General features: G+C 48.7%; 27 protein-coding genes and 2 pseudogenes. 3 read left to right on the top strand and 26 right to left on the bottom strand.

From position 1 onward, the window contains the following. The 13 genes from V8Q34_RS16895 to V8Q34_RS16835 form a co-directional block, all read right to left on the bottom strand. Positions 1 to 678, bottom strand: a complete 678-nt coding sequence (locus V8Q34_RS16895) for a hypothetical protein (RefSeq protein ID WP_052098897.1) — start codon at positions 676 to 678, stop codon at positions 1 to 3. A 23-nt stretch (positions 679 to 701) separates the two neighbouring features. After that, entirely contained in the window at positions 702 to 1,325 is a 624-nt protein-coding gene (gene eutD, locus V8Q34_RS16890; RefSeq protein ID WP_033139479.1) for an ethanolamine utilization phosphate acetyltransferase EutD, read from the bottom strand. Next, on the bottom strand, positions 1,315 to 1,911 hold the full coding sequence (locus V8Q34_RS16885) for a hypothetical protein (RefSeq protein ID WP_335835941.1): 597 nt from the start codon (positions 1,909 to 1,911) through the stop codon (positions 1,315 to 1,317). Before V8Q34_RS16885 ends, eutD begins: the two co-directional genes overlap by 11 nt. Before the next feature lie 12 nt (positions 1,912 to 1,923). Continuing rightward, a complete protein-coding gene (locus V8Q34_RS16880; RefSeq protein WP_033139478.1) occupies positions 1,924 to 2,250 on the bottom strand; it encodes a BMC domain-containing protein in 327 nt (108 codons plus the stop codon). Between the two features lie 77 nt (positions 2,251 to 2,327). Then, entirely contained in the window at positions 2,328 to 3,806 is a 1,479-nt protein-coding gene (locus tag V8Q34_RS16875) for an acetaldehyde dehydrogenase (acetylating) (RefSeq protein WP_052098892.1), read from the bottom strand. Between the two features lie 19 nt (positions 3,807 to 3,825). After that, the gene (gene eutL, locus V8Q34_RS16870; protein WP_033139477.1) at positions 3,826 to 4,482 is read right to left on the bottom strand and encodes an ethanolamine utilization microcompartment protein EutL; all 657 of its coding nucleotides are present in this window, start codon (positions 4,480 to 4,482) and stop codon (positions 3,826 to 3,828) included. A 25-nt stretch (positions 4,483 to 4,507) separates the two neighbouring features. Next, positions 4,508 to 5,413, bottom strand: a complete 906-nt coding sequence (gene eutC, locus V8Q34_RS16865) for an ethanolamine ammonia-lyase subunit EutC (protein WP_335835940.1) — start codon at positions 5,411 to 5,413, stop codon at positions 4,508 to 4,510. Between the two features lie 46 nt (positions 5,414 to 5,459). After that, positions 5,460 to 6,824, bottom strand: a complete 1,365-nt coding sequence (locus tag V8Q34_RS16860) for an ethanolamine ammonia-lyase subunit EutB (RefSeq protein WP_227210674.1) — start codon at positions 6,822 to 6,824, stop codon at positions 5,460 to 5,462. Between the two features lie 164 nt (positions 6,825 to 6,988). After that, positions 6,989 to 8,419 (bottom strand): ethanolamine ammonia-lyase reactivating factor EutA, encoded by a 1,431-nt coding sequence (gene eutA / locus V8Q34_RS16855; RefSeq protein ID WP_033139474.1) that lies wholly within the window; start codon positions 8,417 to 8,419, stop codon positions 6,989 to 6,991. Next, on the bottom strand, positions 8,416 to 8,859 hold the full coding sequence (locus V8Q34_RS16850; RefSeq protein ID WP_227244654.1) for a EutP/PduV family microcompartment system protein: 444 nt from the start codon (positions 8,857 to 8,859) through the stop codon (positions 8,416 to 8,418). The genes eutA and V8Q34_RS16850 overlap by 4 nt, the downstream gene beginning before the upstream one ends. After that, complete coding sequence (locus V8Q34_RS16845; protein ID WP_181014471.1) at positions 8,856 to 9,206, bottom strand: BMC domain-containing protein; 351 nt, start codon at positions 9,204 to 9,206, stop codon at positions 8,856 to 8,858. Before V8Q34_RS16845 ends, V8Q34_RS16850 begins: the two co-directional genes overlap by 4 nt. Positions 9,207 to 9,233: 27 nt before the next feature. Further along, a complete protein-coding gene (locus V8Q34_RS16840) occupies positions 9,234 to 10,376 on the bottom strand; it encodes a 1-propanol dehydrogenase PduQ (RefSeq protein WP_335835939.1) in 1,143 nt (380 codons plus the stop codon). Between the two features lie 190 nt (positions 10,377 to 10,566). After that, positions 10,567 to 11,058 carry an NADH-quinone oxidoreductase subunit NuoE family protein gene (locus V8Q34_RS16835; RefSeq protein WP_033139471.1) on the bottom strand — a complete coding sequence of 164 codons (492 nt, stop codon included), beginning with the start codon at positions 11,056 to 11,058 and terminating at the stop codon, positions 10,567 to 10,569. Positions 11,059 to 11,295: 237 nt separating this feature from the next. Here V8Q34_RS16835 and V8Q34_RS16830 point away from each other — a divergent pair, with 237 nt between their 5' ends. Beyond that, positions 11,296 to 12,531: a uroporphyrinogen decarboxylase family protein gene (locus V8Q34_RS16830; protein WP_033139470.1), complete on the top strand. Its 1,236-nt coding sequence runs from the start codon at positions 11,296 to 11,298 to the stop codon at positions 12,529 to 12,531. Positions 12,532 to 12,587: 56 nt separating this feature from the next. Here V8Q34_RS16830 and V8Q34_RS16825 read toward each other — a convergent pair whose 3' ends face one another. From V8Q34_RS16825 to V8Q34_RS16805, 5 genes are all read right to left on the bottom strand, one after another. Continuing rightward, on the bottom strand, positions 12,588 to 14,486 hold the full coding sequence (locus V8Q34_RS16825) for an FtsX-like permease family protein (protein WP_033139469.1): 1,899 nt from the start codon (positions 14,484 to 14,486) through the stop codon (positions 12,588 to 12,590). Continuing rightward, complete coding sequence (locus V8Q34_RS16820) at positions 14,483 to 15,238, bottom strand: ABC transporter ATP-binding protein (protein ID WP_033139468.1); 756 nt, start codon at positions 15,236 to 15,238, stop codon at positions 14,483 to 14,485. Before V8Q34_RS16820 ends, V8Q34_RS16825 begins: the two co-directional genes overlap by 4 nt. A gap of 106 nt (positions 15,239 to 15,344) precedes the next feature. Continuing rightward, positions 15,345 to 16,367, bottom strand: coding sequence for a sensor histidine kinase (locus V8Q34_RS16815; protein ID WP_335835938.1), 1,023 nt, complete (start codon positions 16,365 to 16,367; stop codon positions 15,345 to 15,347). Then, entirely contained in the window at positions 16,364 to 17,035 is a 672-nt protein-coding gene (locus V8Q34_RS16810; protein ID WP_103732178.1) for a response regulator transcription factor, read from the bottom strand. The genes V8Q34_RS16815 and V8Q34_RS16810 overlap by 4 nt, the downstream gene beginning before the upstream one ends. A gap of 209 nt (positions 17,036 to 17,244) precedes the next feature. Continuing rightward, on the bottom strand, positions 17,245 to 18,015 hold the full coding sequence (locus tag V8Q34_RS16805) for an ATP-binding protein (RefSeq protein WP_148392712.1): 771 nt from the start codon (positions 18,013 to 18,015) through the stop codon (positions 17,245 to 17,247). A gap of 156 nt (positions 18,016 to 18,171) precedes the next feature. Here V8Q34_RS16805 and V8Q34_RS16800 point away from each other — a divergent pair, with 156 nt between their 5' ends. Continuing rightward, positions 18,172 to 18,768 carry a TetR/AcrR family transcriptional regulator gene (locus V8Q34_RS16800; RefSeq protein ID WP_335835937.1) on the top strand — a complete coding sequence of 199 codons (597 nt, stop codon included), beginning with the start codon at positions 18,172 to 18,174 and terminating at the stop codon, positions 18,766 to 18,768. Here V8Q34_RS16800 and V8Q34_RS16795 read toward each other — a convergent pair. The 6 genes and pseudogenes from V8Q34_RS16795 to V8Q34_RS27550 form a co-directional block, all read right to left on the bottom strand. Next, on the bottom strand, positions 18,741 to 19,463 hold the full coding sequence (locus V8Q34_RS16795) for a DUF975 family protein (protein WP_052098888.1): 723 nt from the start codon (positions 19,461 to 19,463) through the stop codon (positions 18,741 to 18,743). The two genes, V8Q34_RS16800 and V8Q34_RS16795, sit on opposite strands and share 28 nt — an antisense overlap. 178 nt (positions 19,464 to 19,641) lie before the next feature. Then, positions 19,642 to 21,315, bottom strand: coding sequence for a ribonuclease J (locus tag V8Q34_RS16790; protein ID WP_033139463.1), 1,674 nt, complete (start codon positions 21,313 to 21,315; stop codon positions 19,642 to 19,644). 243 nt (positions 21,316 to 21,558) lie between these two features. Then, on the bottom strand, positions 21,559 to 22,095 hold the full coding sequence (locus V8Q34_RS16785; protein WP_033139462.1) for a Holliday junction resolvase RecU: 537 nt from the start codon (positions 22,093 to 22,095) through the stop codon (positions 21,559 to 21,561). A 73-nt stretch (positions 22,096 to 22,168) separates the two neighbouring features. Continuing rightward, entirely contained in the window at positions 22,169 to 22,708 is a 540-nt protein-coding gene (lepB, locus tag V8Q34_RS16780) for a signal peptidase I (protein ID WP_033139461.1), read from the bottom strand. Continuing rightward, positions 22,708 to 23,676 carry an RluA family pseudouridine synthase gene (locus V8Q34_RS16775; protein WP_335835936.1) on the bottom strand — a complete coding sequence of 323 codons (969 nt, stop codon included), beginning with the start codon at positions 23,674 to 23,676 and terminating at the stop codon, positions 22,708 to 22,710. The genes lepB and V8Q34_RS16775 overlap by 1 nt, the downstream gene beginning before the upstream one ends. Positions 23,677 to 23,757: 81 nt before the next feature. Further along, positions 23,758 to 23,808, bottom strand: a pseudogene (locus V8Q34_RS27550) (hypothetical protein); the annotation flags it as partial. Between V8Q34_RS27550 and V8Q34_RS16770 the strand changes: the two are divergent. Next, positions 23,785 to 23,898, top strand: a pseudogene (locus V8Q34_RS16770) (DUF6783 domain-containing protein); the annotation flags it as partial. The pseudogenes V8Q34_RS27550 and V8Q34_RS16770 sit on opposite strands and share 24 nt — an antisense overlap. Here the strand turns inward: V8Q34_RS16770 and V8Q34_RS16765 are convergent. Next, complete coding sequence (locus tag V8Q34_RS16765; RefSeq protein WP_033139459.1) at positions 23,876 to 24,490, bottom strand: hypothetical protein; 615 nt, start codon at positions 24,488 to 24,490, stop codon at positions 23,876 to 23,878. The pseudogene V8Q34_RS16770 and the gene V8Q34_RS16765 sit on opposite strands and share 23 nt — an antisense overlap. Positions 24,491 to 24,685: 195 nt before the next feature. Next, entirely contained in the window at positions 24,686 to 25,447 is a 762-nt protein-coding gene (locus V8Q34_RS16760) for an SDR family NAD(P)-dependent oxidoreductase (protein WP_033139458.1), read from the bottom strand.

Genomic DNA, 25,447 nt, shown 5'->3' with positions numbered 1-25,447 from the left:
TCACTGCTGTCTTCTGACTGTCAGATTATGATTGGAAATATAGTCCTTCGCCAGAGGTGTTATGATCGTCTTTCTGCCGATCAATACGGTTCTGTAACCAGTCCCGCGCATTTTTCCCAGGTCGGATTCCCCAAGCAGCTTAAGGCCGGTCAAATCAAAGGCTGTACTGTCATCTGCCGGTGCACAATCTTTTTTCCAAACCCGCACTGCAAGTTCTGCTGCCTCCTGTACGCCCGAGACGATCTCACCGCCGAAGCGCCTGATCTCCTCCTCATATTCCTGATATTTCTGATATAAGGCCTTGTAGGAAGACTCCCGGTATCTCCGGTATTCCAGACCTTTTTCCAGGATATAGACCTTCCTGCCGCTTAGCAGGGCCTCCAGAATACACTGTGCCTCCGGCTGTCCGGGAATCCCAAGAGCAGTATAAGCCAGTAAACCCATGGAGACTTGTGCTGCCACAATGAAATCATATGTCCCTGCTTCCTGAAGAGTTTGGATCTCTGCAAAGGATCTCAAAATGTTTTCCTCTGCCGGCTCAAGCGCCCCAAGTACCAGAACTTTTCCGGTGTGGGAGCATCCGCAGGTTTCCTCCTGCATTCTGTCCATACGGGCCTTAACTTCCTCTATGATATCATCAATCAGACTGTCCGTCACTTCCGACTTACCTATATTCACCGCACAACCTCCTTTCCCCGGTTTTACCGTACAATGCGGCAGAAGGTACCTTTTTCAAATCCACAGGCGTTTGCCTCATCATAGTCAATGTGCACATAGGTCTGGAATTCGCTGCTCACCCGGGCAATGGTATCCTCAAAGATCACCGGACGGCTTCCGTAAACTTTGATCTTCAATGCTTCCTTATCTTTTACATGAAGCCTTGCTGCGTCCTCCGGTGTGATGTGCATGTGGCGTTTGGCTATGATCACGCCTTTATCTGTGACGATCTGTCTGTCGCCGTTTGTGATGGTGATTCCCGGCGTGCCTGCAATATCACCGCTTAACCGCACAGGGGGGCGTATGCCGAGCACAAGGGAATCTGTCATGGAAATCTCTGCCTGGGTCTCCTTCCTCTCCGGTCCCAGGATGACCACATTGTGAATGGTCCCTTTTGGCCCGGTCAGGGAAACTCTCTCCTTACATACATACTGTCCCGGCTGGGACAGATCCCTTACTTTTGTAAGCCGGTATCCTCTGCCGAACAGACGCTCCACATCTTCCCTGCACAGATGCACATGTCTGCCGGAGGCCTCCACCTCCACCATCATCCTGTCCTTCAGTTCCCTGACAACAGCCTCTACTACTGCCTCTACCTCAACATTCATAAGTTCCTCCATATTTACCAGTCAAAAACTTGAACATCATGATCCAGAATAGGGAGGAGAGCCTGTTCAGGACACGTATGATATCTTCCCGCTCCACATCCCCGGTCTCTGTCTTAAAAGCCCGGTAGGCAGTCAGCTCTGTCTCTCTGGCCTTTGTCCTCAGCCTGTTTAAATATGCCACGATCTCACTGTGGCAGTACGTGGGCAGAAAATGTTTCATCCCGTAATACCGGCTGGGGTGGTGAGAATGGGCACGCATGGCGTCCGTGTCCAGCCCCTGCATGGTGATCTCACCCACAGGCTCCCCGGATACCTCACAGCGCAGAAGCCAGCGGATGGTTTTGATGATCTCCTCCAGGTCCTCTGTGAGCGTGTGGAGATGCTGCTTTTCCGTGATCGTCTGTAAAACGATGATCTCTGCCTCCAGGGAGTCAATGGCTCCCCGGAAGGCAATTCTTGGGTGGTCTTTATACACCAGATAGTCTCCGCGCAGATTGGTCATGTGTTCCGGTTTTTCCTGTTTTTTCTCCAGTGTTTCCTGAATCGCCTCCGCCACGATACGGCGGATTTTTTCCTGTTCTTCCATTCTGCCGCTCCTTTATACCGGAGAGTTCTCGTCTGTGTAGGAAGCTCCGGTTCCTTTTTCAAGCTGGTGGGGCAGAATCACATCCACTTCTGTGTGAGGGCGGGGGATCACGTGTACGGACACCAGCTCTCCCACACGCTCTGCTGCAGATGCACCTGCATCGGTCGCTGCCTTGACTGCGCCCACATCGCCGCGCACCATAACTGTGACTAATCCGGCACCGATGCTCTCTTTTCCAACCAGAGCCACATTGGCTGCCTTGACCATGGCATCCGCTGCTTCAATTGCTCCCACAAGACCTTTTGTTTCAATCATTCCTAATGCATTTGTATTTGCCATAATGATTACCTCCAAATCTTTTCCATTTTCCAAAGCTGTTCTTTCTCTGTTAGTATTCTACATTTAGCTGAATTCATTCAGACGAATTCTTTTACGATTTTATCTACAATGGTATTTATGAGTTCCTGGCTTATCCGGCCGCTGCAGGATGATGTTGTGCTGTTCTGTGCTGTCTCGCTTTCCCTGCGGATCTCTTCCAGTTCTTTTGTGCCGAATGCCACACGTTTGATATTGATCAGATCCAGCGGACCGATGTTGTTGGAGGAGGAACTTCCTCCCACCGCACCGCATCCAAGTGTCAGGGCCGGGAACAGACCTGTGGTTGCTCCGATGCCGCCAAGAGCTCCGGGCGTGTTGACCAGAAAACGGGATGCCGGAATCTGCAGCGCGAATTTTCTCACCAGCGCCTCATCCTCCGCATGCATGGAAAAAGTGTGTCCCGCACCTTCCATATGAAGGATCTCAATGCTTCTCTCCAGGACTCTGTCCGTATTTTCTTCCACAAAAAGTCCCAGGATGGGGGCCAGTTTTTCCCTGGAGTAAGGTGCATCTGCTCCCACCTTTGTCTCTCTTCCCACCAGCACTCTGGCAGATGACGGAACACCGCAGAGCCCCGCGTACTCCGCGATCTGGGCACATGTCTTTCCCACGATCATGGGGTTCATGGTGCCGTTTGCCCGCAGAATGAATCTGCCAAGCTGTCTGGACTGTTCCTGTGTCAGCACAAAGGCGCCCTGGGCCTTCAGCTCCTCCACCACCTTTTCCTCCATGCTTCGCTCCACAATAATGGACTGCTCAGAAGCACAGATGGTTCCGTTGTCAAAGGTTTTGGAATCCAGGATCTGCTTCACAGCCCGCTTTACATCAGCACTCCTGTCAATAAATGCAGGGCCGTTGCCTGCCCCCACGCCGATAGCGGGTGTTCCTGAGGAATAGGCGGATTTTACCATGGCGCCTCCTCCCGTTGCCAGGATGAGGGCTGTTCTGTCGTTTTTCATCAGGGCTTGTGTTGCCTCCATGGTTGGCACACTGATCGCCGATATGGCTCCTTTGGGGCATCCTGCCTGGCATGCCGCTTTGGAGATGACCTGCACGGTTTCCAGTATGCATTTCTTTGCGCCCGGATGTGGGGAAAATACAATGGCATTGCCGCCCTTTAAGGCGATCATGGCCTTGTAAATGACTGTGGATGTGGGGTTAGTGGAGGGGACGATTCCCGCGATCACCCCCACAGGTGTGCCGATATCCCACACCTTTCTCTCCCTGTCCTCATGGAGAATTCCCACTGTCTTTTCATTCTTCACAGCATCGTAAACCACTCTGGCTGCAAACATGTTTTTGATCACCTTATCCTGCCATCTGCCGAAACCGGTCTCCTGCTGGGCCGCTTTTGCAAGCGGTACCGCGTGGGCGGCTCCGGCATCGCTGATGGCTTTTACGATGCGGTCAATCTGTGTCTGGTCCATACGTGACAGTTCCTGCTGGGCCTTTTCTGCCTCTATGAGCAGGTTCCTTGTCTCCTGCACGGAAATCAGGTCTTTATCCTTTAATTCCATTGTTCACTCTCCTTTTCCCTTATTCAAAATCTTTTGGATAGTCTGCCACTGCCTGTACTGCCTGGGCAAACGCAGAGCAGGCTGCCTTGCATGCGGACTGGCTTCCTGTAAGAAGGCCTCCGCCAAAATTCGTCTCTGAGGGCGGGCCGTAAAAAGATACCATTGACACGTCCGCAGCTTTCATGGCAGCGTCCAGGCCATAGACTGCCTCCAGAGGCGGTGCGATCAGATAGGCCAGGGCCTCACCTTCCGGTATCCCTGCTGTCTTTGACAGGTAGGAACCTGTCCGGGATACGGTGTGGGCGTAGTAGACAATGGAATCATCCTCATTGGCGCTTACAAAGCAGGGGCCGGATTCCATAAAATTCCGTATGGAATTCAGTCCGCTCCGTATCTCTGCCGGACTCGGGCCGCCTATGATACCAATGACCTCACCTGCCAGCTTCGTGGACGCATTGGCCGCACCGGCATACATGGATCTCGCGTAGACGACCTCCACATCTGCATCTTTTGTGGCTTCATCAAGGGCAGTGTAGAGCACATCGTCCGTATCCGCTGTTACGATTCCAAGGCTTTTATGCCTTGGCCCCAGCTCCAGCGCTTTTGCCAAATCCTCACTGACATTGGAAATCATGCGGATTCCCAGTATCGCGGGACGCAGTTCATCATGTTTCATAGTATTCCTCCAATAGCTCTGTGTTTTATTTCAAGTCGATTCCCGATGCCTTTTTCTCCAGCATTTTTACAATCAGTTCCGCCGCATGGGCACCTGCCTCCACAGCAGTGGTCCCACCCTTGTGGATATTACTGATCACGGTACGCTTTGCCTCCGCAAGGCCGTGCCTTGGTTTGTATGCAATATAAGCGGACATGGATTCCGCGGTCACAAGGCCCGGGCGTTCTCCCACCAGCATACAGATAACATCCGCATCCGTCACTTCACCCACAGCGTCCATGGCTCCCACCCTGGCGTATTTGATAAAGAGCACAGGGGGGAGCGTGATCTGGTGCATCTGCAGACCCTGGCGTATAGCGGGGATCATATCCTCCACATTTGCCTCAATGGCGGAGGAGGAAAGGCCGTCCCCCACGATCACAAGCACTTTCGGATGACTGCCGCAGGTCTTGCGGATGACTTCAAGCTCATCTGCGGGAAAGCGCCTTCCCAGGTCAGGGCGGGTCAGATATTCATCTTTATCCTTACAAAGTGTCTTTACAAAGACAAAACCGCATTTTTTAATAAAATCCTCCGACACGTCACTGAACACCGCATCCTGTGCCGCCGCATGGTCTGCCCGGACGCGAAGCATGGTGGCGGTCCGGTATCTGGCACCTGCTTTGCCGATTCCCAGTCTGGCCGGGGTCTTTGCTTTCATGTCCAGATATCCCTCCGCATCCGCAGGATTTTTTACAAGAAGCTGCCGCCGCAGGTCTGTCTTTGTGATGTCCTCCAGGCATTCTCCGGATTCGGCGGGTATCTCCTTCTTTTTCAGCGCTTCCGCAGTGGTCTGTATCACCTCGGAACGCTTAGGCTCAGGGGCCGTGGAAGTATTTAACATCTGATCCAGAATTTTCTCCACCATGGATCTAATTTCCTCATCTCTCACTTGATATGTCCTCCTTCTAATTCCTTATACATGCTGCCTCTATCCGCTAAAACAGGGTGGAGGCATCTCCCGCCCTGGCGGTCAGATGTCCTCTGTCATCCACATATCCCATTTTCATCAGCCAGTTGTGGAATGGTTTGATGGCTGTCAGGCCGAAGATCTCACGCAGAGCTGCTGTCTCATGAAACCCTGTTGTCTGATAGTTCAGCATCACATCATCTCCGTGAGGAATTCCCATAAAGTAATTACAGCCCGCAGCTGTCAGCAGGACAGACAGATCCTCTATGGTATTCTGGTCTGCTTTCATATGGTTGGTATAGCAGGCATCACATCCCATGGGAATACCCGAGAGTTTCCCCATGAAATGGTCCTCCAGACCGGCGCGGTTCACCTGCCGCCCGTCATACAGGTATTCCGGGCCGATGAATCCCACAACCGTATTGACCAGAAACGGTGAAAAATGGCGGGCAAATCCATAACACCTTGCCTCCATGGTCACCTGGTCTGTCTCATGATGCGCTTCTGATGACAGCTCTGATCCCTGGCCTGTCTCAAAGTACATGACATTTGGTCCCTGGGCAGTTCCCTTTGTCAGCGCAAGCTGCCGCGCCTCCTCAATGGTTGCCGCATTGAATCCAAAGGCCGTATTCCCCATTTCAGAGCCTGCAATGGACTGAAAGATCAGGTCCGCCGGAGCGCCTTTTCTGATGGCCTCCATCTGAGTTGTCACATGTGCCAGAACACAGGTCTGCGTGGGAATCTGATGTTTCTGTTTCACTTCCTCAAACCTGTGCAGGACCCTGGCAACACTCTCAGCGGAGTCATCCACAGGGTTTAATCCCAGAAGGGCATCCCCGGCTCCATAGGTAAGGCCCTCCAGAAGGGAGGCCATAATACCATCCGGGTCATCAGTGGGATGGTTTGGCTGAAGACGTGAGGACAGAGTCCCCTCCTCTCCGATGGTGGTATTGCAGTGTGCTGTGACACGAATTTTTCTGGCTCCGTATACCAGATCCAGATTGGACATGATCTTTGCCACGGCTGCCACCATCTCTGAGGTGAGCCCTCTTGATACCCGGCGGATCATCTCCCCTGTTGTCTCCTCATCCAGAATCCATTCACGGAGGTCAGAGACCGTCATTCCCTTAATTTCCCTGTAAATAGATTCATTGATATCATCCTGGATGATTCTGGTCACCTCGTCCGTCTCATAAGGCACTGCCGGATGGTTTCTCAAGTCTTCCAGAGTTATCTGGGACAGCACGATTTTGGCTGCCACCCGCTCCTCCGCTGACTCTGCCGCAAGGCCGGCCAGTTTATCTCCGGATTTTTCTTCATTGGCTTTTGCCATCACTTCTTTTAATGACTGAAAAGCATACACATGTCCAAATAATTTTGTTTTTAAAATCATGGCTTTTTCCTTTCGTTGGCATTGATTTGTTACAATTCAGCAGGTCTGCGCATTTACTGCGCTGACCGTAAGAAAAAGTTCAGCAGCCGGGCAAAAATCCCATCGCCAAAGGCGATTTTACATGGATTTTTGATCGTAACTGTGAGGGCACTGAACAGTTACATTTATTTACTAAAAACAAGGGTTTTGACCACCACCGGCAGTACACATCCTTCTGCAATGGGCTTTCCGATATCGATATATTCGCCCTCTGCCAGATGGATGCCGTCCAGGCAGATAACCTCTCTTTTCCATTCCAGAAGGTGATACATGGTCTGTCCCAGGACTTTTGCCATATCATTTTCCACCACTACGATCAACGGCAGTCCCGCGCGGAGCAAGGGTTCCATGCCGTCCAGAAGGGCTTCTGCATATTCCTGTACCCTTAAAAAGCTCGGATTATCCTCTCCGGTAAAGGCAACGGCTGTCTGCTGTATGCTGCCCTCCACGGTGAACCACTCCAGCTTTTTCCTGATGGCATCCCCCATGGCTGCAGGTTCGCTCTCCTCCTCACTGAGTTTCAGAACGGGAAGATTCTTTATCGGAAACACTTCCTTTGTGTAGGTAATGGTGCTGCCGCTTATTTCCGTAGTATGGCTTCCCGCTCCCACCACTGTGGCGCGTATAGTCTCTGCGCTTTCGATCACCTGCAGATTCCGAAACAGTGCAGACTCCCGTATGGTCCTCCCCAGCAGCACACCTATATCCCCGAATAGAAAAGGGTCCGTAAATTTTTCGGGATGATAAACCACATCCGCCACGCCGCCTGAGAAACTGATGCAGGAAATCTCCTGTGACAGATGGATTCCCTGGTTCGTGATCATCTTTTCATAATAAGGATTGTCTCTGCGCAGTCCCACACTCTGCTCCAGTACCTCTGTCATCTGCACAAGCAGCGGTTTGAGAAGCGCCTCATCTGCAATGGTTCCGACGCTGATCTCCCAGCCCTCAGACTCAATGATCTTCTGTATCTTCGGCGCAATATAAGTGATCCGTCCGGTCTCTCTGTCCAGTTTTACAAGCCTTCCTCCGATATCCAGACAGCCTGTATCCACAGTGTCGCCCCGACAAAATACCGCCAGATTGCTGGTCCCCCCGCCGATATCTATATTGACGGCTGTGAGATGGTGCTCTTTGGAATATAGATCCGTACCGGCACCTTTTCCGGAGATGACACTCTCCAGATCCGGCCCTGCTGTGGCCACTACAAAATCCCCTGCAAATCCGCTCAGGGCGTGAATAACCTCCCTGGCATTTTCTTTTCCGGCCGTCTCACCTGTGATGATGACAGCGCCTGTGTCAATCTCATCCTTTTGGATACCTGCCTTCTCATATTCCCGCTCTATGATTTCCCGTACTTTACCAAAATCGATCCTGGTCTGGTCAAGGAGGGGTGTAAAATAAATATCGCTTTTGTACTGAATCTCTTTTCTGGTGATCACCATCCGGGGAACTGTATAACTGGTCGCCATGTTCTCCACTGTCAGCCTGGAAAAAATAAGCTGCGTGGTACTGGTACCAAGATCAATTCCCACACTCAAAAGTTCTTCTTTCATTTTTTCCCCCTTTCCCGGTTCAGAAATTCAGACAGCTCGGCAATTCCTGTCCCCTTTGGTGTATCTACTCGAAAGATCCGGCTTACGCCTGCCTCTTTTAACTGCGTCTGGGCCCTCTTCACCTGTTCCGGGCCAGCCTCATGTATCTTCGTTATAATACCGATCACCTTTTTCCCGAAAATGCCGGCAAACCCGGGAGGAATCGCCCGGTATTCCGATGTAGGGTCAGCCACCAGGGCGATGATGCCCGCGTCCACTGCACTCATGATCAGAGCATTGTAAAAATGGCGGTTCTCCAGGTACTCACCCGGTGTGTCTATGGATTCCCCGTACCGTTCCACAGCCTGGGTCTTTTTATAGCGGATCTCTTCTTCGTTTAACTTCTGGCACAGGGTTGTCTTGCCGCAGCCGCTCTGTCCTATAAATATCACTTTCTTCATGTTCTCGTCACCGGCGCCTTTGCAAATCCCAGATGTTCTTCCATGGTTTCCAGAATCTCCTTCACTGCAGCCTCCACTGAACTGATGTCACCGGTAAACACCAACGCGCCGCTGAACCTGTCGATAAACCCCAGGGTGATGTCAGAAGCTTTAGTGGCTATATCAGCCGCTATGATCGCCCCCTCACTGGGTGTTATGGTCAGAATGCCGATGGCGTCCATCTGCTCCGGCTCCAGTCCCAGTTTCACATAGATCGCCGGGTCGGGACCGGCTATGACATGGGCCAGTGTAATCTGTTTTCCCGGGACAAATTCCTGTATGATCCTCTGTTTTTCTTTCACTTCCATATCTGAGCCCTCCTTGCCCGGACGGTATCAGCGGATTCCCTGATAAGCGCGTTTCAAAAGTTCCAGAATATCCTCCCGGAATACATCTCTGGGGTTTGTCCTGATACAGGCATCCGCCAGCGCTCCCTGTGCTACAGCATCCTTCTGTTTCTGGTATTCCTCAGGCAAAATGCCGCAGTCCTTAAATCCAAAAGGCATTTTCATCTGTTCCTGCATTTTCCGGATCTCCCTGACCAGGTTCTTCACCCCGGCCCGCACATTGCCGCCGCCGATTCCCGCAAGCTGGGCGATCGCCGCATATTTTTCGGCTGCCCGGGTATATGCACGGGGATTGAATTCCTTCATATCCGCGTTAAATTCCACCACATAGGGGAGCAGAACCGCATTGGTCCTGCCGTGGGGCACTTTGAACTTTCCTCCGATGTTGTGGGCAATGGCGTGGTTCACTCCCAGGGACGTTCTGTCAAAGGCCAGTCCTGCCATACAGGATGCATTGTGCATCTCCTCCCTGGCTCTGAAATCCTCCTGGCTGGTATAGGAACGGATCAGGTACCGCAGAACCGTCACAGCTGCTTTCTCCGCCAGGGCATCTGTAAAGGCATTGGCTTTTGTGGAGACGTAAGCTTCCAGCGCGTGTGTCAGCACATCCATGCCCGTGTCCGCCACCACGGTTTTGGGAACACTTTTTACAAGGCTGGCATCCAGGATCGCCGTATCCGGAAGAAGAGACTGGTCCACCAGGGGATATTTGATTCCCTTTTCCCTGTCTGTGATCACGGCAAAGGATGTGACCTCCGAGCCGGTTCCGCTGGTGGTGGGAACCGCAATAAATTCCATATCCGGCAGATTTCCAATCTGTCTGGAAAAATGCATGATGGCCTTGGCCTCATCAATGGCAGATCCTCCGCCCAGGGCAATGAGGGTATCCGGTCTGTGTTTTATCACCTCTTTGACACCTTCGATCACCAGTTCCAGGGGCGGGTCAGGAACCACATTGCTGAAGATCGTACAGCGGTCTTTTTCCAGATATCCGGTGATACGCTCCACAAGGCCGGACTCCACCATAAAAGGATCTGTGACAATAAATATCCCGGCACCCTGCAGTTTTTTTAAATATTCCAATGCATTTTTTCCAAAATATATGGATGTTTTTATCCCGAACTCTTCCATAATCTCTCGTCCTTTCGATTCCATTCCTCGTTTAGCTTGTGTTCGAAAATTACCTGCCGCAAGATATGTGCGGCACAATTTGCAGGCAGTCCTGCGGGCATGCATTTTCAAACATCCTCTTGCTATCTTTTGTGTATTCTGCCCAGATTATGCAAAAAATCATGTTGGTAGACAAATGGTAATTTATGTTTTATTCCTGTCTGCCATATGGCTGTCCGCACGTTTTTTCCAGAATATCAGGCACCTGCTCCGGCTTAACTTTGGAAAACAGTTTCCCGTCAATGAGAAGATTCGGCGATGTCCCGCAGTTTCTCAGGCAGCCGCGCACATGCAGATATACATTTCCGTCAGCAGACAGACCTTCCTTTTTAATGCCCAGCGCTTTTCTCACAGCCTGGGAAACGGCTGCTCCGCCCTTATTTCTGCATCTTATCCCCGTGCAGACCGTGACGGTATGCTCATACGGTGTTTCTTTTAGATCAGAGTACATACGCACCAGATACTGAATCACAGAAACCTTTATGCCTGCCGCCTGTGCTGCCCTCTCCTGGAGTTTCGGACTGATTCCGCCGCAGGCTTCCTGCAGTTCCCTTAACATTGCAGCCACTGTTTCCTGCTCTTTTTTATCTTTCCTGCCGCTGTAATAGGAAAGAATCTCATTGATACTTTCTTCTCTGTCCATGATAAACTCCGTTCCGATTTTTATATTTTCTGCTGGGTTATACTTACATTTTCTGCAGATTTCCTGTGGTTATGCAGATATCTCATATCTCTTGGCACATGTACGTTCAATACAAAAAACGCACCCGACAAAAGAAAAGACTTGTGATGCCGGGCTGTAGAAGCCGCCGCAGCACAGTGGTATACTTTTTATATCATGAATCAATGTCTGTTCCCTATGGGAAAGGAGGAAATACCTATGGCGGATTATGAAAAACTTTATGAGGAAAGAAAAAAACGCGTGGAAACTGCCGTCTTAAACCAGGAGCCGGACAGGGTTCCGAATACCCTTTTAGTCGGCACCTACCCTCTTCACAAGGCCGGAATCACTATGGCTGAGAGTATGGTTGACCATGAAAAAGCCTGCCGTGCCATGCTGGCTTTTTATGAAAAATACTCTTACACAGATACGGGAAGCATCAGTAATTTCACCCCCGCAGCTAAAGTTCTGGAAAATCTGGGCATGAAAAATGCCCGCTGGCCCGGAGACCCCAAGGGCCTGGACGAGAACAATACCTATCAGTTCATTGAATATCCAACGCTGGAAGACGGGGAATACGATGAATTCTTCCGGGATCCGGCAGGCTTCTGGCTGACCAAACATCTGCCCCGCACCATGGAAATCTTTGAACCGCTTTCTGACCTGGATTACTATGATATGATTGTGGGCGGTGCTCAGCATATGCTGACCTCACCGCAGGCCATCCCTGTCTACAAACGCCTGCTGGCTGCTGCGGAGGAAGCCCAGAAAATGAACGCTGTGATACAGGAGTACGACAAAAAGCTCCGCGCCCTTGGCTATTATTCCATTATGGGCGGAGGCTCTGCAACGGCCTTTGATATGCTTGGGGATACACTCAGGGGAACCTTTGGCATGATGCCGGATTTGATCGAAGAGCGGGACAATGTAAAGCATGCACTGGATATCTTCGCAGACCTGCATATCAAACAGAGTCTGGGATTCTGCCAGGCAACCGGCAGCCGCTACGCATGGGTTATGCTGCACAAGGGCTTTGATAATTTCATCAGTGAGGAGGATTACAGGGAACTGTACTGGCCTTATCTGCAGAAATGGATCCTTGCGCTGATCGAACACAATATCACACCGGTTGTGTACACAGAGGGTGCCTATAATACCAGGCTGAAATACCTGAAGGAAGTGCCGAAGAATAAAGTGGTATACCACTTTGAGAACGTAGACCTGAAGCTTGCAAAAAAAGAACTGGGAGACACGGCCTGCCTTATGGGCGGATTCCCGGTATACTCAGTGCGGTACGGCACGCCTGAGAGAATCCGGGAAGAAGTGAAACAGCATCTGGAGATCATGGCACCGGGAGGTGGTTATCTTTTCACCACCGGATATTCCCTGGAGGACTGTCCCCAGGAAAATATGGAAGCGCTTTTGGAAGCTGTTGACATGTACGGAAAATACTAAAAAAAGTGCGGCGCCCCGGATGTTTTCCCGGGACGCCGCACTTATCTGTTTCTTTTTTAATCCAAAACTTTTTTCCTGAATGCGCGGACGGATATCAGGTAAATGATGCTGAATAACAGCAGTATGGCTGCCGCGCTGAACACATTGATCCGAAGCAGATCTTCTTTCATAACCGTTCCCACTGCGTGGATAGAAAAATAGGAAGTCAGGACCATGAGAACAAAAGGACAGTAATAAGTAAAGCGAATCTCATTTTTCATGGATTTATAAAGTGTGGATCTCTGGATTCCTATTTTCTGCAATACCCTGTAGCGCTCCATATCCTCCGCAGCTTCATTGTTTAATTTGATGAAGATAATACTTCCGCAGGCCAGGATCAGGGTTGCGAACATGAATACACAGAGGGAATACATGACACGGACCCAAGCCCCTTCTTTATCCTCCGTACGAATCAGATTCACACCCACAAAACGGTCCGGATCCTCTTTCGCAAGAGACCTGAGATAGGGAACCGAGGCATCCAGATTTTCGGGGTCCTCAAATTTATAGTTGTACAGATACAGAACTTCCCCCAGTAGCTGCAGCTTTTTATACTGTGTGTCATTCACCACATATACACTCATCCCATTCTGCAGATCCCCCAGATATGGCACATTGCTCTCTGCGATCTGCTGAAATACCTGATCCCCTATGGTAACCGGCTCATTGTCTTCCGGAACAAAACTCATGAGCATAATATGGGTCAGATGAACACACTCATTGTCCCCAAGCGATCCACTCTCATAGGGAAGTCCGGCTTCTTCGGCGGCAGCTTTTACGGCCGATTCTGAAGTAATGGCATAATTGGCACTCTTGTATTTCGAATGCAGCTTATCCGGATCAAGCGATAAAAGGGGAATGCTGCTTCTGTATTTTACTTTATTCTCCTTCTCAATCTCTTTTTGTATCTCATCTGCGTCCACTTCCGTTTTCGTTACCACCTGACAGGTATATGTGGTCCTGAAATGCTCTGACCTTTCATATCTCTGCTTCAGGGCTATGGAGGTTCCAAGCACTGTAACGGAGCAGATCATGAGCACGGTCACGATAGCATAGGTCCTGTAGTTCCGCTTCAGACGGAAGGCCAGGTTGTTCACCCAAAGATTTCTCTGCTTCTGATAGAGATATTGTTTATTCTCCGTAAGCTTTCTGATCAGCCATGGAATCAGGCCGCCGTAGATAAAATAAGTGCCTGCTATGACCAGGATCACCGCAGCCAGGGCATAGGCAAGACTGTCAATATCACCTGTCCTGACGGCACAGTAATATCCTGCCCCAAGTACGCTGACGCCAAGCATGATCTTAATGGCTGTCAGAAATGCCGGTTCCGCTTTCATCTCTTTTTGTTTTGCACCGGAAAGCATATCCAGCACGCTGCTTCTGACAAGAGAGACATACCCCTTTACCACCATCAGCCCGTAAATCGCCATGAAAACACACGCGGTTATCAGAACCGGCTTCAGGGAAAAGGAAAATTTTATATCCACGCTGATCTCCGAAATGCGCAGCAGCACCATCTGGAACAGCTTTGAAAAAACTACTCCCGCCGCCAGGCCTGCTGCCAGGGAAAAGAGGCCGGAAAATAAAGCTTCCAAAGCGTACATTTTTCCGATTCTTTTGTTGTCCAGTCCCATGAAAATGTAGATGCCGATTTCCTTTTTCCTCTGGTTTAAAAACACATTGGTGGCATACCAGATAAAGAAAAACAAAAATACGCCAAAGACAACAGACAGCGCATGCACGATCAAATCTATATAGTCTTTATTGTAATTGTTCAGCACTTCCATGGAATCCGAATACAGGACACACTGAAAATTGAAAAAGATAAACACAGAGAAGGCCAGCGCCAGAACCAATGACATATAATTTCTCAGATTCCGTTTAAAATTGGACATTGTAAGCCGGATCAGACTCATTCCCTCTCACCTCCCATGGATGCCAGGAGCTTCAGAATCTCATCGTAAAATAACTTTCTGTCCTCCTTATTATTCAGTCTGCACTGGATCTGCCCGTCGCTTAAAAAGTATACCTGCTTTGCATAGCTGGCTGTGTAGGCATCATGCGTCACCATAAGAATCGTGGCTTTTCCTTTCTCATTGGCTGCCTTCAGGCTCAAAAGCAGATCCCGGCTGGAACGGGAATCCAGAGCTCCTGTGGGCTCATCGGCAAAGAGGATCCGAGGTTCTGTGATCAGTGCCCTGGCACTGGCTCCGCGCTGTTTCTGTCCTCCGGAAAGCTGGTAAGGGTATTTGTTCAGATGCGCAGACAGCCCGAACATATCTGCCATTTTATCCACCTTCTCCAGAATTTCCCGGCTCTTCTTACCGTTCAGGGAAAGAGGAAGGGCTATGTTGTCCTGAAGGGTCATATTGTCCAGAAGATTGTATTCCTGGAAAATGAATCCGATCTTATCCCTGCGGATCACGGAGAGCTGTCGGTTTCCCACCCTTGTCACATCCTCCCCGTCCAAAATGATCTGCCCCCGGGAGGGCTTGTCAAGCGTGGACAGCAGGTTTAAAAGGGTGGATTTACCGGCTCCGCTTGGCCCCATGATGGCAATAAAATCATGTTCATAAATATCCATGGTGACATCTTTCAGGACTACCGACTCATATCCTTTGCGTCCATAGGTCTTTGTCAGATTTTTGATCTCCACAATTTTTTTCATTTCCTTAACTCCTTTTACGGCAAATTCAACTGTTTTCTTTACAGTTTAAGTGTAGCAAAACAGGAGCGGGAAATCCTTACATCTTTCTAACACCTTCCGCCTGTTTCTAACATTTCTGCAAGGTTTGGTGTGGCTTATCCAGGAAAAAATAATCTGCGTGATCTTGAAATGTAAATGTAAATCTTGTATTGTTTTCCCCGGAGGAAGCCTTGACTCCAATACCCAGCCTGTCTGCAGTCTGCTTTACAAAGTACAGGCCCATTCCCGTGGATCGGTAGCCGCCGTTTCTCTGACAGCTTCCGATATAGCCTTTATCAAATATATAGGGCAGTTCCGCCTGGGCTATGCCGGTACCGTTGTCCTCAACCCAAAACTCTGTTCCGCATGCAGAAGAAATGTCAGCTCCGAAGGTGAGTGTGGGGTTTTCTCCCCGGTATTTCACCGCGTTGCCGATGATCTGGTCCAGCATATAGACCAGCCATCTGCGGTCGCTGTAAACAGCCTCGTCTTTTAAATGCATCTCTATGGCAAAATGATCGCGTATCAGAAAATAGGACTGGTTTTTTACAGCCTCCGCTGCCGCTTCCCTTAAACTGACCTTTTCCAGCTTCACGTCATTTTCCGGCTTTTTCAGCTTACTGCTCATCATCATGGTATTCAGATACTGCTGTATCCGCTCCAGGGAATCCTGCATTTCTTCCTGCAGTGCCCTGTCCTTATTTCTCTCATTCATAAGCCGCAGGGCAGATAGAGGCAGCTTCACTTCATGGGCCCACAGGGTAATATAGTCGCTCAGTTCCAGGATCTCATTATACAGATTTTGTATTTTTTCCTCATCTTCCTCTTTCTCCCGGTACCATATTTCATACTGACGGCGGCCCAGCAGCTTTCTCATCTCCTCTTTTGAAATCTCTTTCTCCTCTGTGAGTGTTCTGCAGATCCTGCTCTGTTTTCTGTAGTCCAGTGCCAGAAGAAACAGCGCCAGCGCGCCCGCTGCTGCATCCAGGTAATACAAATCCCCCGGATTGACTCGGGTAGCGCAGATGAAACCGAAATACAAATTGACAAACAGCAGTGATATCAAAAAAAGCAGTATGGCATGGCCCCGATCAGCCAGATACTTTTTCATATGATATAATATCCCCTTCCTTTTTTCGTGCCTATGATCTCTTTCCCGCCGGATATATCCCGAAGCTTGCTTCTGAGCCTTGACACCAGAACAGTCAGGGAGGCGTCCGTGACAAATTCATCCGTATTCCATAGATGCTGCATCAGCTTTTCTCTCTCCACTACTTTTCCTCTGCATTCTACCAGGGCACTCATGATTTTATTCTCCGACTTGGTCAGCTCCACCGACTGTTCCCCATAGGTAAAGATCCCCTCCGCGCTGTCATAATATCCTCCGTCCGTCAGATATTCCCTGTCATTTTTCCGGTATTCATAGGCACGCCTCAGCATGGAACGGATTTTCACAAGCAGCAGCTCCGAATCAAAGGGTTTTTCCATGTAATCATCCCCGCCGGATGCCATAGCCATGATCTTATCCGCGTTTAACTCACGGCTGGATAAAAAAAGGATGGGCACATTGGACATGGTTCTGATTCTTTCACACCAGTAAAAGCCGTCATGATAAGGCAGATTAATGTCCAGAAGAACAAAATCCGGCTTGATGCGCATGAACTCCTCATCCACATGGTCAAAAGTTCTTATATATTCTGTATCAAACTCCCATTTTCTGCAGAGGAGGCAAATTTCTCTGGCAAGGGACAATTCGTCTTCCACAATCATGATCTTCATAATATTCTGCTCCTTTTCTCTGTCTTGTGTATCGGTTTTGATCCTTGTTTGGTGCTATCATTATAACTTATTTTTTTTCTATCTCCCAGCGTTTCCGGGAATCTTACAGAAATGTTAGATACAAGGTAAAATAAAAAAACAGGGGCAGGCTTTGTTTTGCCTGCTCCCCTGTATTCTCTGTCTTCCTTATATCTGATTTTATTTTTCCTTTACAGCCCTAATTTCTCCACAATCCCTTTCAGGGCTGCCCGCACCGGAGAATCTGCCGGAAGCTGTATCGTCGGCTTTCCGTCACAGTCAAAGCGGTATACCATGTCATCATGGGGAACAACTCCTAAAAGATTCAGGTTCTGCTTTTCAATTTCTTCCATGGTTCCTGCGTCTAATCTGCCCTCCGGCGCACGGTTTACGATCAGTCCCATTTTCTGTGGTTTGAAATTCAGTTCCTCCACCAGACGGGCGATTCTCCCTGCCGCCTGTACCCCTCTTCTGGAACAGTCGCTTACCAGGATGGCTGTCTGCATGGTGGGCAGAATGCCGCGGCTGATGTGCTCCATGCCCGCCTCATTGTCCACTACAATGTAGGGATAATGGCTCTGGAGTCTCTGTATCTGTGTCTGCACCAGGCCATTCACGAAACAGTAGCATCCCTGTCCCTGGGTACGCCCCATTACCATAAGGTCATAATCATCCTCTTCCGTGATGGCATCCGCCAGCCTCATTTCCAGATAATCCTGCTTTGTCACACCTGCAGGAATCTGATATCTGCTGTCAATGCCCGCACGCTCTATTTCCTCACGCAGTTCGCCCAATGTAATCTCTGTCTCAACTCCCAGAACTTCATTTAAATTGGAATTCGCATCTGCGTCCACTGCCAGAACCGGCTTCTTCCCGCTCTCGCATAAATACTGAATCAGCAGACCGCATAAAGTTGTCTTGCCTACGCCGCCTTTTCCGGCCACTGCTATAACATGTCCCATATATTTACCTCCAAATTTCTGAACAACCTGTTGATTTCTTTCTATAATTGATTATAATTGTAATTATGAAAATTACAATCATCAATTTTTTCAATCTGTTCATTTTATCAACAGATTAAAAAAATTGTTGATATGAATCGTTTAAGGAGGAAACATATGGAGACCAAAGAAAGAAAAGAAGACCGCCGCACCAAATACACCCGGCAGGCAATCAAAGATACCTTCCTTGCCCTGCTGGAGAAAAAAACCTTTTCAAAAATCACCGTCACGGAGATCTGTAAGCTGACTGAGATCAACAGGGGAACCTTTTATCTGCATTATTATGATATGGACGATGTATTGGATGATATCCTGACAGAAATGCTGAAGGACACCAAAAGCCTGGAGGAACATCTCATGTGCCCCGGCCGCGCTGCCTCCAACTGCACTTTTCCCTTCTGCCACAAGGTACACAATACTCCCAGGTATCAGGTACTATTTCTGGACGATATTATTTCCTCCAGGATCATTGACAAAATAGCAGATGTGTATAAGGAAGGCTATGTCACCTGGCTGATGTCTCACAGCCTGCTCACATTTGAACAGGCTGAGGCTGTATTTTATTTCCAGATGAACGGATGCCTGACGATCAATAAACTGACGATCCGCAACCAGTGTGGAGACTGGAAGAAGATTCAAAAGACCATTGATTCTTTTATCAAAGCCGGATTGGAGAGTTTTCTTATTCATGATGGGCGGGATGAGATGCCGTGATTGTCTGCATCTAACCGTCTCATACGCTCCTCCTTCAGAACAGCATACAGCTCCGCATTCACTGCCTCTATGTATGGTCCTGTAAAAAAGATTCCCAGCACGCCAAAGGTCAGAATAGTCAGTACCCGCCATCCAAGAAAGGATAAGTCCAGAAGAAATGCCCTCCACTTCTGTCCGCGCATCATATCCTCACTGGTATGCAGAATCTCCTCAAACCCGGCATCCGGGTTTTCCGCCAGAATGTAAGGGGCCATGCGGAATGCATAGGATTGTATGATTCCCGGTACCAGAAGCATCAGATACCAGAAAAACAGTTCCAGATGCACCAGGAACATCCCCTTCATATACTTCTTATAATTTCCATCAAAAAAGCCGGAAAATACCAGGCCTGCCCCTGCCTTTTCCTTTCTGTTCCTGATAAAAAATGCAGCTCCGCCCACTTCTATTATGGCAAAAATAAAAACATAGAGAATATCACGGATAATGGTCTTTATGATAGTTCCGCTGAATTTCCAGGGAATCAGGAAGTCTGTCCAGAGAATCGACACCAGGTTATACTTCTTCCCATGGAGCAAAAACGGTCCGCTAATATCTGTCATCATGACAGCGAGAACCAGTGAAACCGCCACAGCAGGCCAATAATTCCGCTTTAGTTTTTCCCTTCCTCTTCTTTTCAGTTCTGCCCTTTTCCACATAAAACCATCTCCTTTCCCTGCCAAATACCGTTCCTCATGTGTCCTGCCCATAACTCTGTTTCTGTATGATCAGTATATCATATCTGCTGCCCACACTTCTATATTCTTTGCGACCGATATAAAAAACAGCCCCCCAAAAAGGAGGGCCGAAAAACCTTCAACCAGGCTTAGGAACATTTTAAACTTCCATAATGACAGGAAGTATAACAGGACTTCTCTTGATCTTTTTCCATAAATAATCATCCAGGCTGTCTCTGATCTCTGTCTTTATCTGTCCCCATTCCCTGTGATTCTGTTTTTCACATTTTTCAATGGCTTTTGATGCCACTTTCTTCAGTTCGCGCATAAGCTCTTCGGATTCTCTTACATAGACAAATCCTCTGGAAATAATATCCGGACCTGACATAAGCTTGCCTGTTTTCCGCTCCAAAGCCAGTGACACAATGATGACACCGTTTTCCGAAAGGCTCTGCCTGTCCCTGAGTACAATATTTCCCACATCTCCCACGCCCAGGCCGTCCACATAGATACCTCTTGCGGTGACTTTTGACACTACCTTTCCGGTCTCTTCGGAGAGTTCCAGCACGTCACCTGCCTCCAGTATAAATACATGGTCATCATCCATCCCCAATTCCTTTGCCAGATTGCCGCCGGCTATGAGATGGCGGTACTCTCCATGCACCGGAATGGCATATTCGGGCTTCAGCAGGGAATAAATCAGCTTGATTTCCTCCTGACAGGCATGACCTGACACATGGGTGTCCTGGAAAATAACATTTGCGCCTTTCCTTGCCAGTTCATTGACGATTCTGGAGACAGCTTTCTCATTTCCCGGTATGGGAGTTGAACTGAATATGATTGCGTCCTTTGGTTTGATGACTACCTTTTTATGTGTCGAATCCGCCATTCTCGACAATGCGGCCATTTCCTCTCCCTGGCTTCCTGTTGTGATGAATACCAGTTTTTCATCGGGATAACGGTTCATTTCATTTACGGATATCAGAGTTTTTTCAGGAATCGTCACATATCCCAGTTCTTCCGCTATCTTGATGACCGTCTCCATACTTCTGCCCTGCAGGATCACTTTTCTTCCGTATTTATAAGCGGTATTCATGATCTGCTGGACTCGGTCCACATTGGATGCAAAGGTGGCCACAATAATTCTGTTTGTCTTGTTTTCTGCAAAAAGCGTATCAAAAGTCTTTGCAACCTTTGTCTCAGACGGAGTGAATCCGGGACGGATGGCATTGGTACTGTCGCACATGACTGCCAGCACGCCTTTCTTCCCCAGAGCTCCCATTCTCTGCAGGTCAATAGCCTCTCCGAACAGAGGGGTATAATCCACTTTAAAATCCCCTGTGTGGAAAACAATCCCTGCGGGTGTATGGATTGCCAGAGCGGATGCCCCCGCTATGCTGTGGTTTGTTCTGATAAATTCGATTCGCATCTCGCCAAGATTGATCTGGCCTCCCTGTTTCACTACTCTGCGTTTCGTCTTTTTCAGCAGTTTTGCTTCCTCCAGCTTATGCTCTATGAGTCCCATTGTCAGCATGGTGGCATAGACCGGCACATTGATCTGCGGAAGGATATAGGGCAGCGCACCGATATGGTCTTCATGTCCGTGGGTGATCACAAACCCTTTCACCTTCTCCTTATTCTCAATCAGATAAGACACATCGGGAATGACCTTGTCAATACCCAGCATCTCATCATCCGGAAAGGATATTCCGCAATCGATCACAATGATCGTGTCATGATATTCAACTGCAGTAATATTCATACCGATTTTGTCCAGTCCCCCAAGTGGGATGATTTTAACCTTGTCGTTTTGTTTTTTTGTTGTTTTATTCAAATTTTACCTCTTTCTTCATGCAGTCCCCAAATTACTTAAAATAGAATCCTGCCCATATGACCTTCACGCCAAAGCGCAGCCACCTACGGTCAGGAAGTTCGGAGAATTTTCCCATGTAACAAAAAACAGCCGAACCTGTCATCAAAGACAGATAGGGCTGTTACCTGTATACTTCAATTTCTTTCTTCACGGACACATACTTTTCATTCAGTATACACCATAAGTTGAAAAAATACAACTTTTTTATATTTCTCTTTTATCCAAATCCCAGGCAACCCCTTCCAGAAAAGGTACCAGAAAATTTTTGCTTCTCTTTAAAAAGCATTCCGGGTTCAGTTCCTCATACTTAAAATGTTTCCTGCCGCCGTTCTGTCCCCGCATCCAGAAGCGGTACATCTCCCGGTAGGGCATATAGTAGAGTTCATCCCTGTGGGTGAAAAAAAGGATCAAAAACGCGATTCCCTGCTGTTTCTCAAAATCCCCCATGAATTCCACCTGATGGGCATGGATATTCTGCAGGGGAAAGTTATCTGTATTGCACTCTTTTGCGTCAAAACATATGGGAATTCCCTGAACCACGCCGATATAATCCACTGTACTCTTCTTCTCAAAATAAGCCAGCGTAATATGCCTGCTCTCCTTGTCTATGCGGACCGGTGTAATGGGGGTGGGGACTTTTTGTATCAGGGCCAGATTCTTTTCCCTGTAGCGCGCGCAGGTCTCGTTGATAAACTCCTCCAGTGCGGAACCGCGCAGACCTCTGGAATTCCAGGTCGCCATCTCCATTCCTCCTCTTTCTTTTGTCTTCTATGATGTCTCTTTTCCTGCTGTTCTTTTTATTTTTCCCTGCACTTTATTTTATCAGCTTCGGTGACGGGAAGTAGCGAAGGACAGCCTTACCCAGAATTTTTTCTTTTTTCACAAAGGTATTGGTCCAGAAGCGGGAATCCTTTGAGCGGTTCCTGTTGTCACCCAGCATAAAATAGCTGCCCTCCGGAACCACCTCCGGTCCCCAGTTTCCCTGGGGCGGCTCCGGTGTAAAGCTGTCATCCAGTGGGGTTTCGGCGCCGTCGATATATACCTTTCCGTCCCTGATCTCCACCGTCTCCCCGGGCAGTCCGATGACACGCTTAATGAAAAGCTGTGTCTCATCGTCAGGGTATTTGAAAATCACAATGTCAAAACGCTGTGGGTCTTTATTTATGTATGCCAGTCGGTTTCCGAAGATCCGGTCTCCCGTCATGATCGTGTCTTCCATGGATTCTGACGGAATCTTGGCATTGATCAAAAGCACATTGTTGACGATGAAAACCACAACAACCACAAAAATAATCATTTTTATATATTCCCAGAGCTCCTCCATGATAGAGGGCCCGTTATATTGTTTGCTCATTACAGTTTCTCCCCTTTGATGACTTTTTTAAATAACGCAGGCAGTTCTGCCGTCAGCTTCAGTCCCGACAGGTAACTAAGCTCTCCCTCGAAAGACGGCATCTCAATCCTCCATGCATGAAGCAGCTGAGAGGTAACCCGGTATTTCTTCCTGTACGCTTCGTTGACTTCTCTGCTGCCGTATTTTGCGTCTCCGATGATGGGATGCCCAATGCTTGCCAGGTGACTTCTAATCTGATGGGTACGCCCTGTCAGAAGCTCCACCTCCAACAGCGTGCAGTCTCCTGTCCCGGAATAAGACAGAGGCCGCATACGCGTCTCAATAGGGAGGGCATCCTTTTTCGGTTCCCTTGTCACAGTGACTTTATTGGTCCGCTCATTCTTCCACAGATAACCTTTTATATAGGACGGATGCTCCACGCGCCCTGCCGCAAGCGCAAGATAATATTTGTGCAGGCTTCTGTCCTTAAATGCCCCGGACAATGTCTGCAGGCCGGCCATGGTTTTGCCCGCTGCCACAATGCCGCTGGTGTTGCGGTCCAGACGGTTGCAGACAGACGGATGAAAAGTCAGCAGATTTTCTCTTGTCAGTGCACCCTTTTCCAGCAGATATCCTGTCAGATATTCCACCAGGGATATGTCTTTCTTATCCGCCTTCTGGGACAGCATTCCCACAGGTTTGTTGATAAACAACACATGGTCATCCTCATAGATAACATCCAAAGAGCAGGTATGAGCCTCTGTCTGAGTCCCCATGAATTTTTCCAGTGTCTCCTCCGCCAGAAAAAGACGGACACAGTCCTCTGCCTGCAGCTTCTCACTGCCGTCAGCCTTTCTGCCGTTCAGAGTAATGTTCTTCTTTCGGAGCATTTTATATAGGAAGCTTTTCGGTGCCTCCTTCAGATATTTTGCAAGATATTTATCCAAACGCTGTCCGCTCTCCCCTGCTTTGACTGTCAGTTCTCTCATGTATTCCTCCTGTCTGTAAGCCTTGTTTCGCGGTATTCTAGAGCGTGTTTGAAAATTGCTTTCGGCAAGCTGTGCGTCACAGTTTGTGGGAGATTTGACCCCGATGAAGGAGGCGTAGCGGGCTACGCTGACTGAATTGGGGGCAAATCTCCCGCAAAGTGGGGCGTGCAGATTGTCGGAATGAATTTTCAAACAGGCTCTAGAGAGAAATCGCGTAAATAGTATGCAGGATCAGTTCATTTCTGGTCAAATCCGGATATTTCTCATCCGGTGTAAAACGGATATCCTTTTCCAGGGATTCATGATGCTCCCACATGGATTCCAGACGGTTTAAATAATCCGGCAGCTTCCGGAAAATCTTTACATTCACATAGTATCCATTCTGTCTGAGGATGGACTGAATATGCTTCTCCACAAAAGGTATGTCGGATTTTTCACGGCTGGTATATCCCACCACCGTATTGCCGCATACAGCCACTGAGTCCAGAAAGGTCTGTTTTTCATAGGCAGATATCACCAGCTCATATCCCAGAGCCAGGCCATGTCTGTGCTTTTCAATCTGCCGGTAATCCTTCTCGGACATTGGTTTCTGCATAAACATCATGATCATGCCCACTGCAAATTTACAGGCAGGCAGACAGGCCACAACAGCCACTACCGTAAAAACCGTATTTCTGTTTCCCTTGATGATAAGACCGGTAAAAAAAACTGTAAGCGGGGCTATAAAGGCCAGAATGGTATACATCGTTCTCTTTTTCTTCTGGGAAGAGATATATCCGAAATCACCTTTTCTGATTTTCTTCTTTTTTTCCATTGAAAATCCGTCTCCTCATTTGTGTCATTGTATGTCATTTGTAACTATTCACGGCCAATGTTCCGGGAGGTGTTTTGCGAAGCAAAATCCCGAGTTAGCCAGCGCCACAATGCAATTTATTGCATTGTGTGTGCATCGCGAAGCGTGTTACTGTTCACAGAACTGCGCTTTTTGCAGGGCTGTGAATAGTAACTGTCATTTAGAAATAACTTCTACAATTTTTAATAATACCCTATGTGGAACAATTTTGCAAAGGATAAAAAAACATTTCATAGAAAATCCATAAATGGAGATTTCTTTTTTTCTCGCTGCATCCAAAATCGCCTGGTTTACCACTGCCTCCGGGCGGGCAATAAATCTACGCTTATAGGAAGGCATGCGTTTCTTTCCACCGATATGCTCGAGAAATTCCGTATCTACCGGCCCCGGGCAGACAATCGTCACCGCAATGTAGCCGCGCAGCTCCCGGAAAAGAGCCCGGGAAAAGCTGAGGACATACGCTTTTGTGGCCGCGTACACGGCAAATTCCGGCTGGGGGATAAAAGCGGCAGCGGATGCCACCATGACAATATGGCTCTTCTGCCTCATATACGGCAGAAAAAGCCTGGTAATCTCCGTCAGGGCCCTGCAGTTCAGATCTATCATTCCGGTACAGTCCCCGGCTGAGGTTACCTCCACACTCCTGTGCACTCCGCAGCCCGCTGCATTTACCAGATATTTTACATAGGGTTTGTATTCCCTCAGCATTTCTTTCAGCTTTCCGATGCTTTTGGGATCCGTAATATCCATGGGAATCACACGGACCTTGATACCGATTTCCTTTCCAAGTTCTTCCAGAGCCTCACTTCTTCTGGCAATGGCCCAGATCTCATCCAGCCAGCCGTAATGGCTGGCGATCTGGCGCACAAACTCTTTCCCCATACCTGAGGAAGCACCGGTTATGACTGCTATTTTCAA

Origin of the sequence: Blautia sp. JLR.GB0024 (genome assembly GCF_037000545.1) — a bacterium.
In the GTDB taxonomy this organism is placed as follows: Bacteria; Bacillota; Clostridia; order Lachnospirales; family Lachnospiraceae; genus Blautia; species Blautia celeris.
The sequence above is the reverse complement of the archived record's forward strand: the minus strand, read 5'-3'. Positions and strand labels throughout refer to the sequence as shown.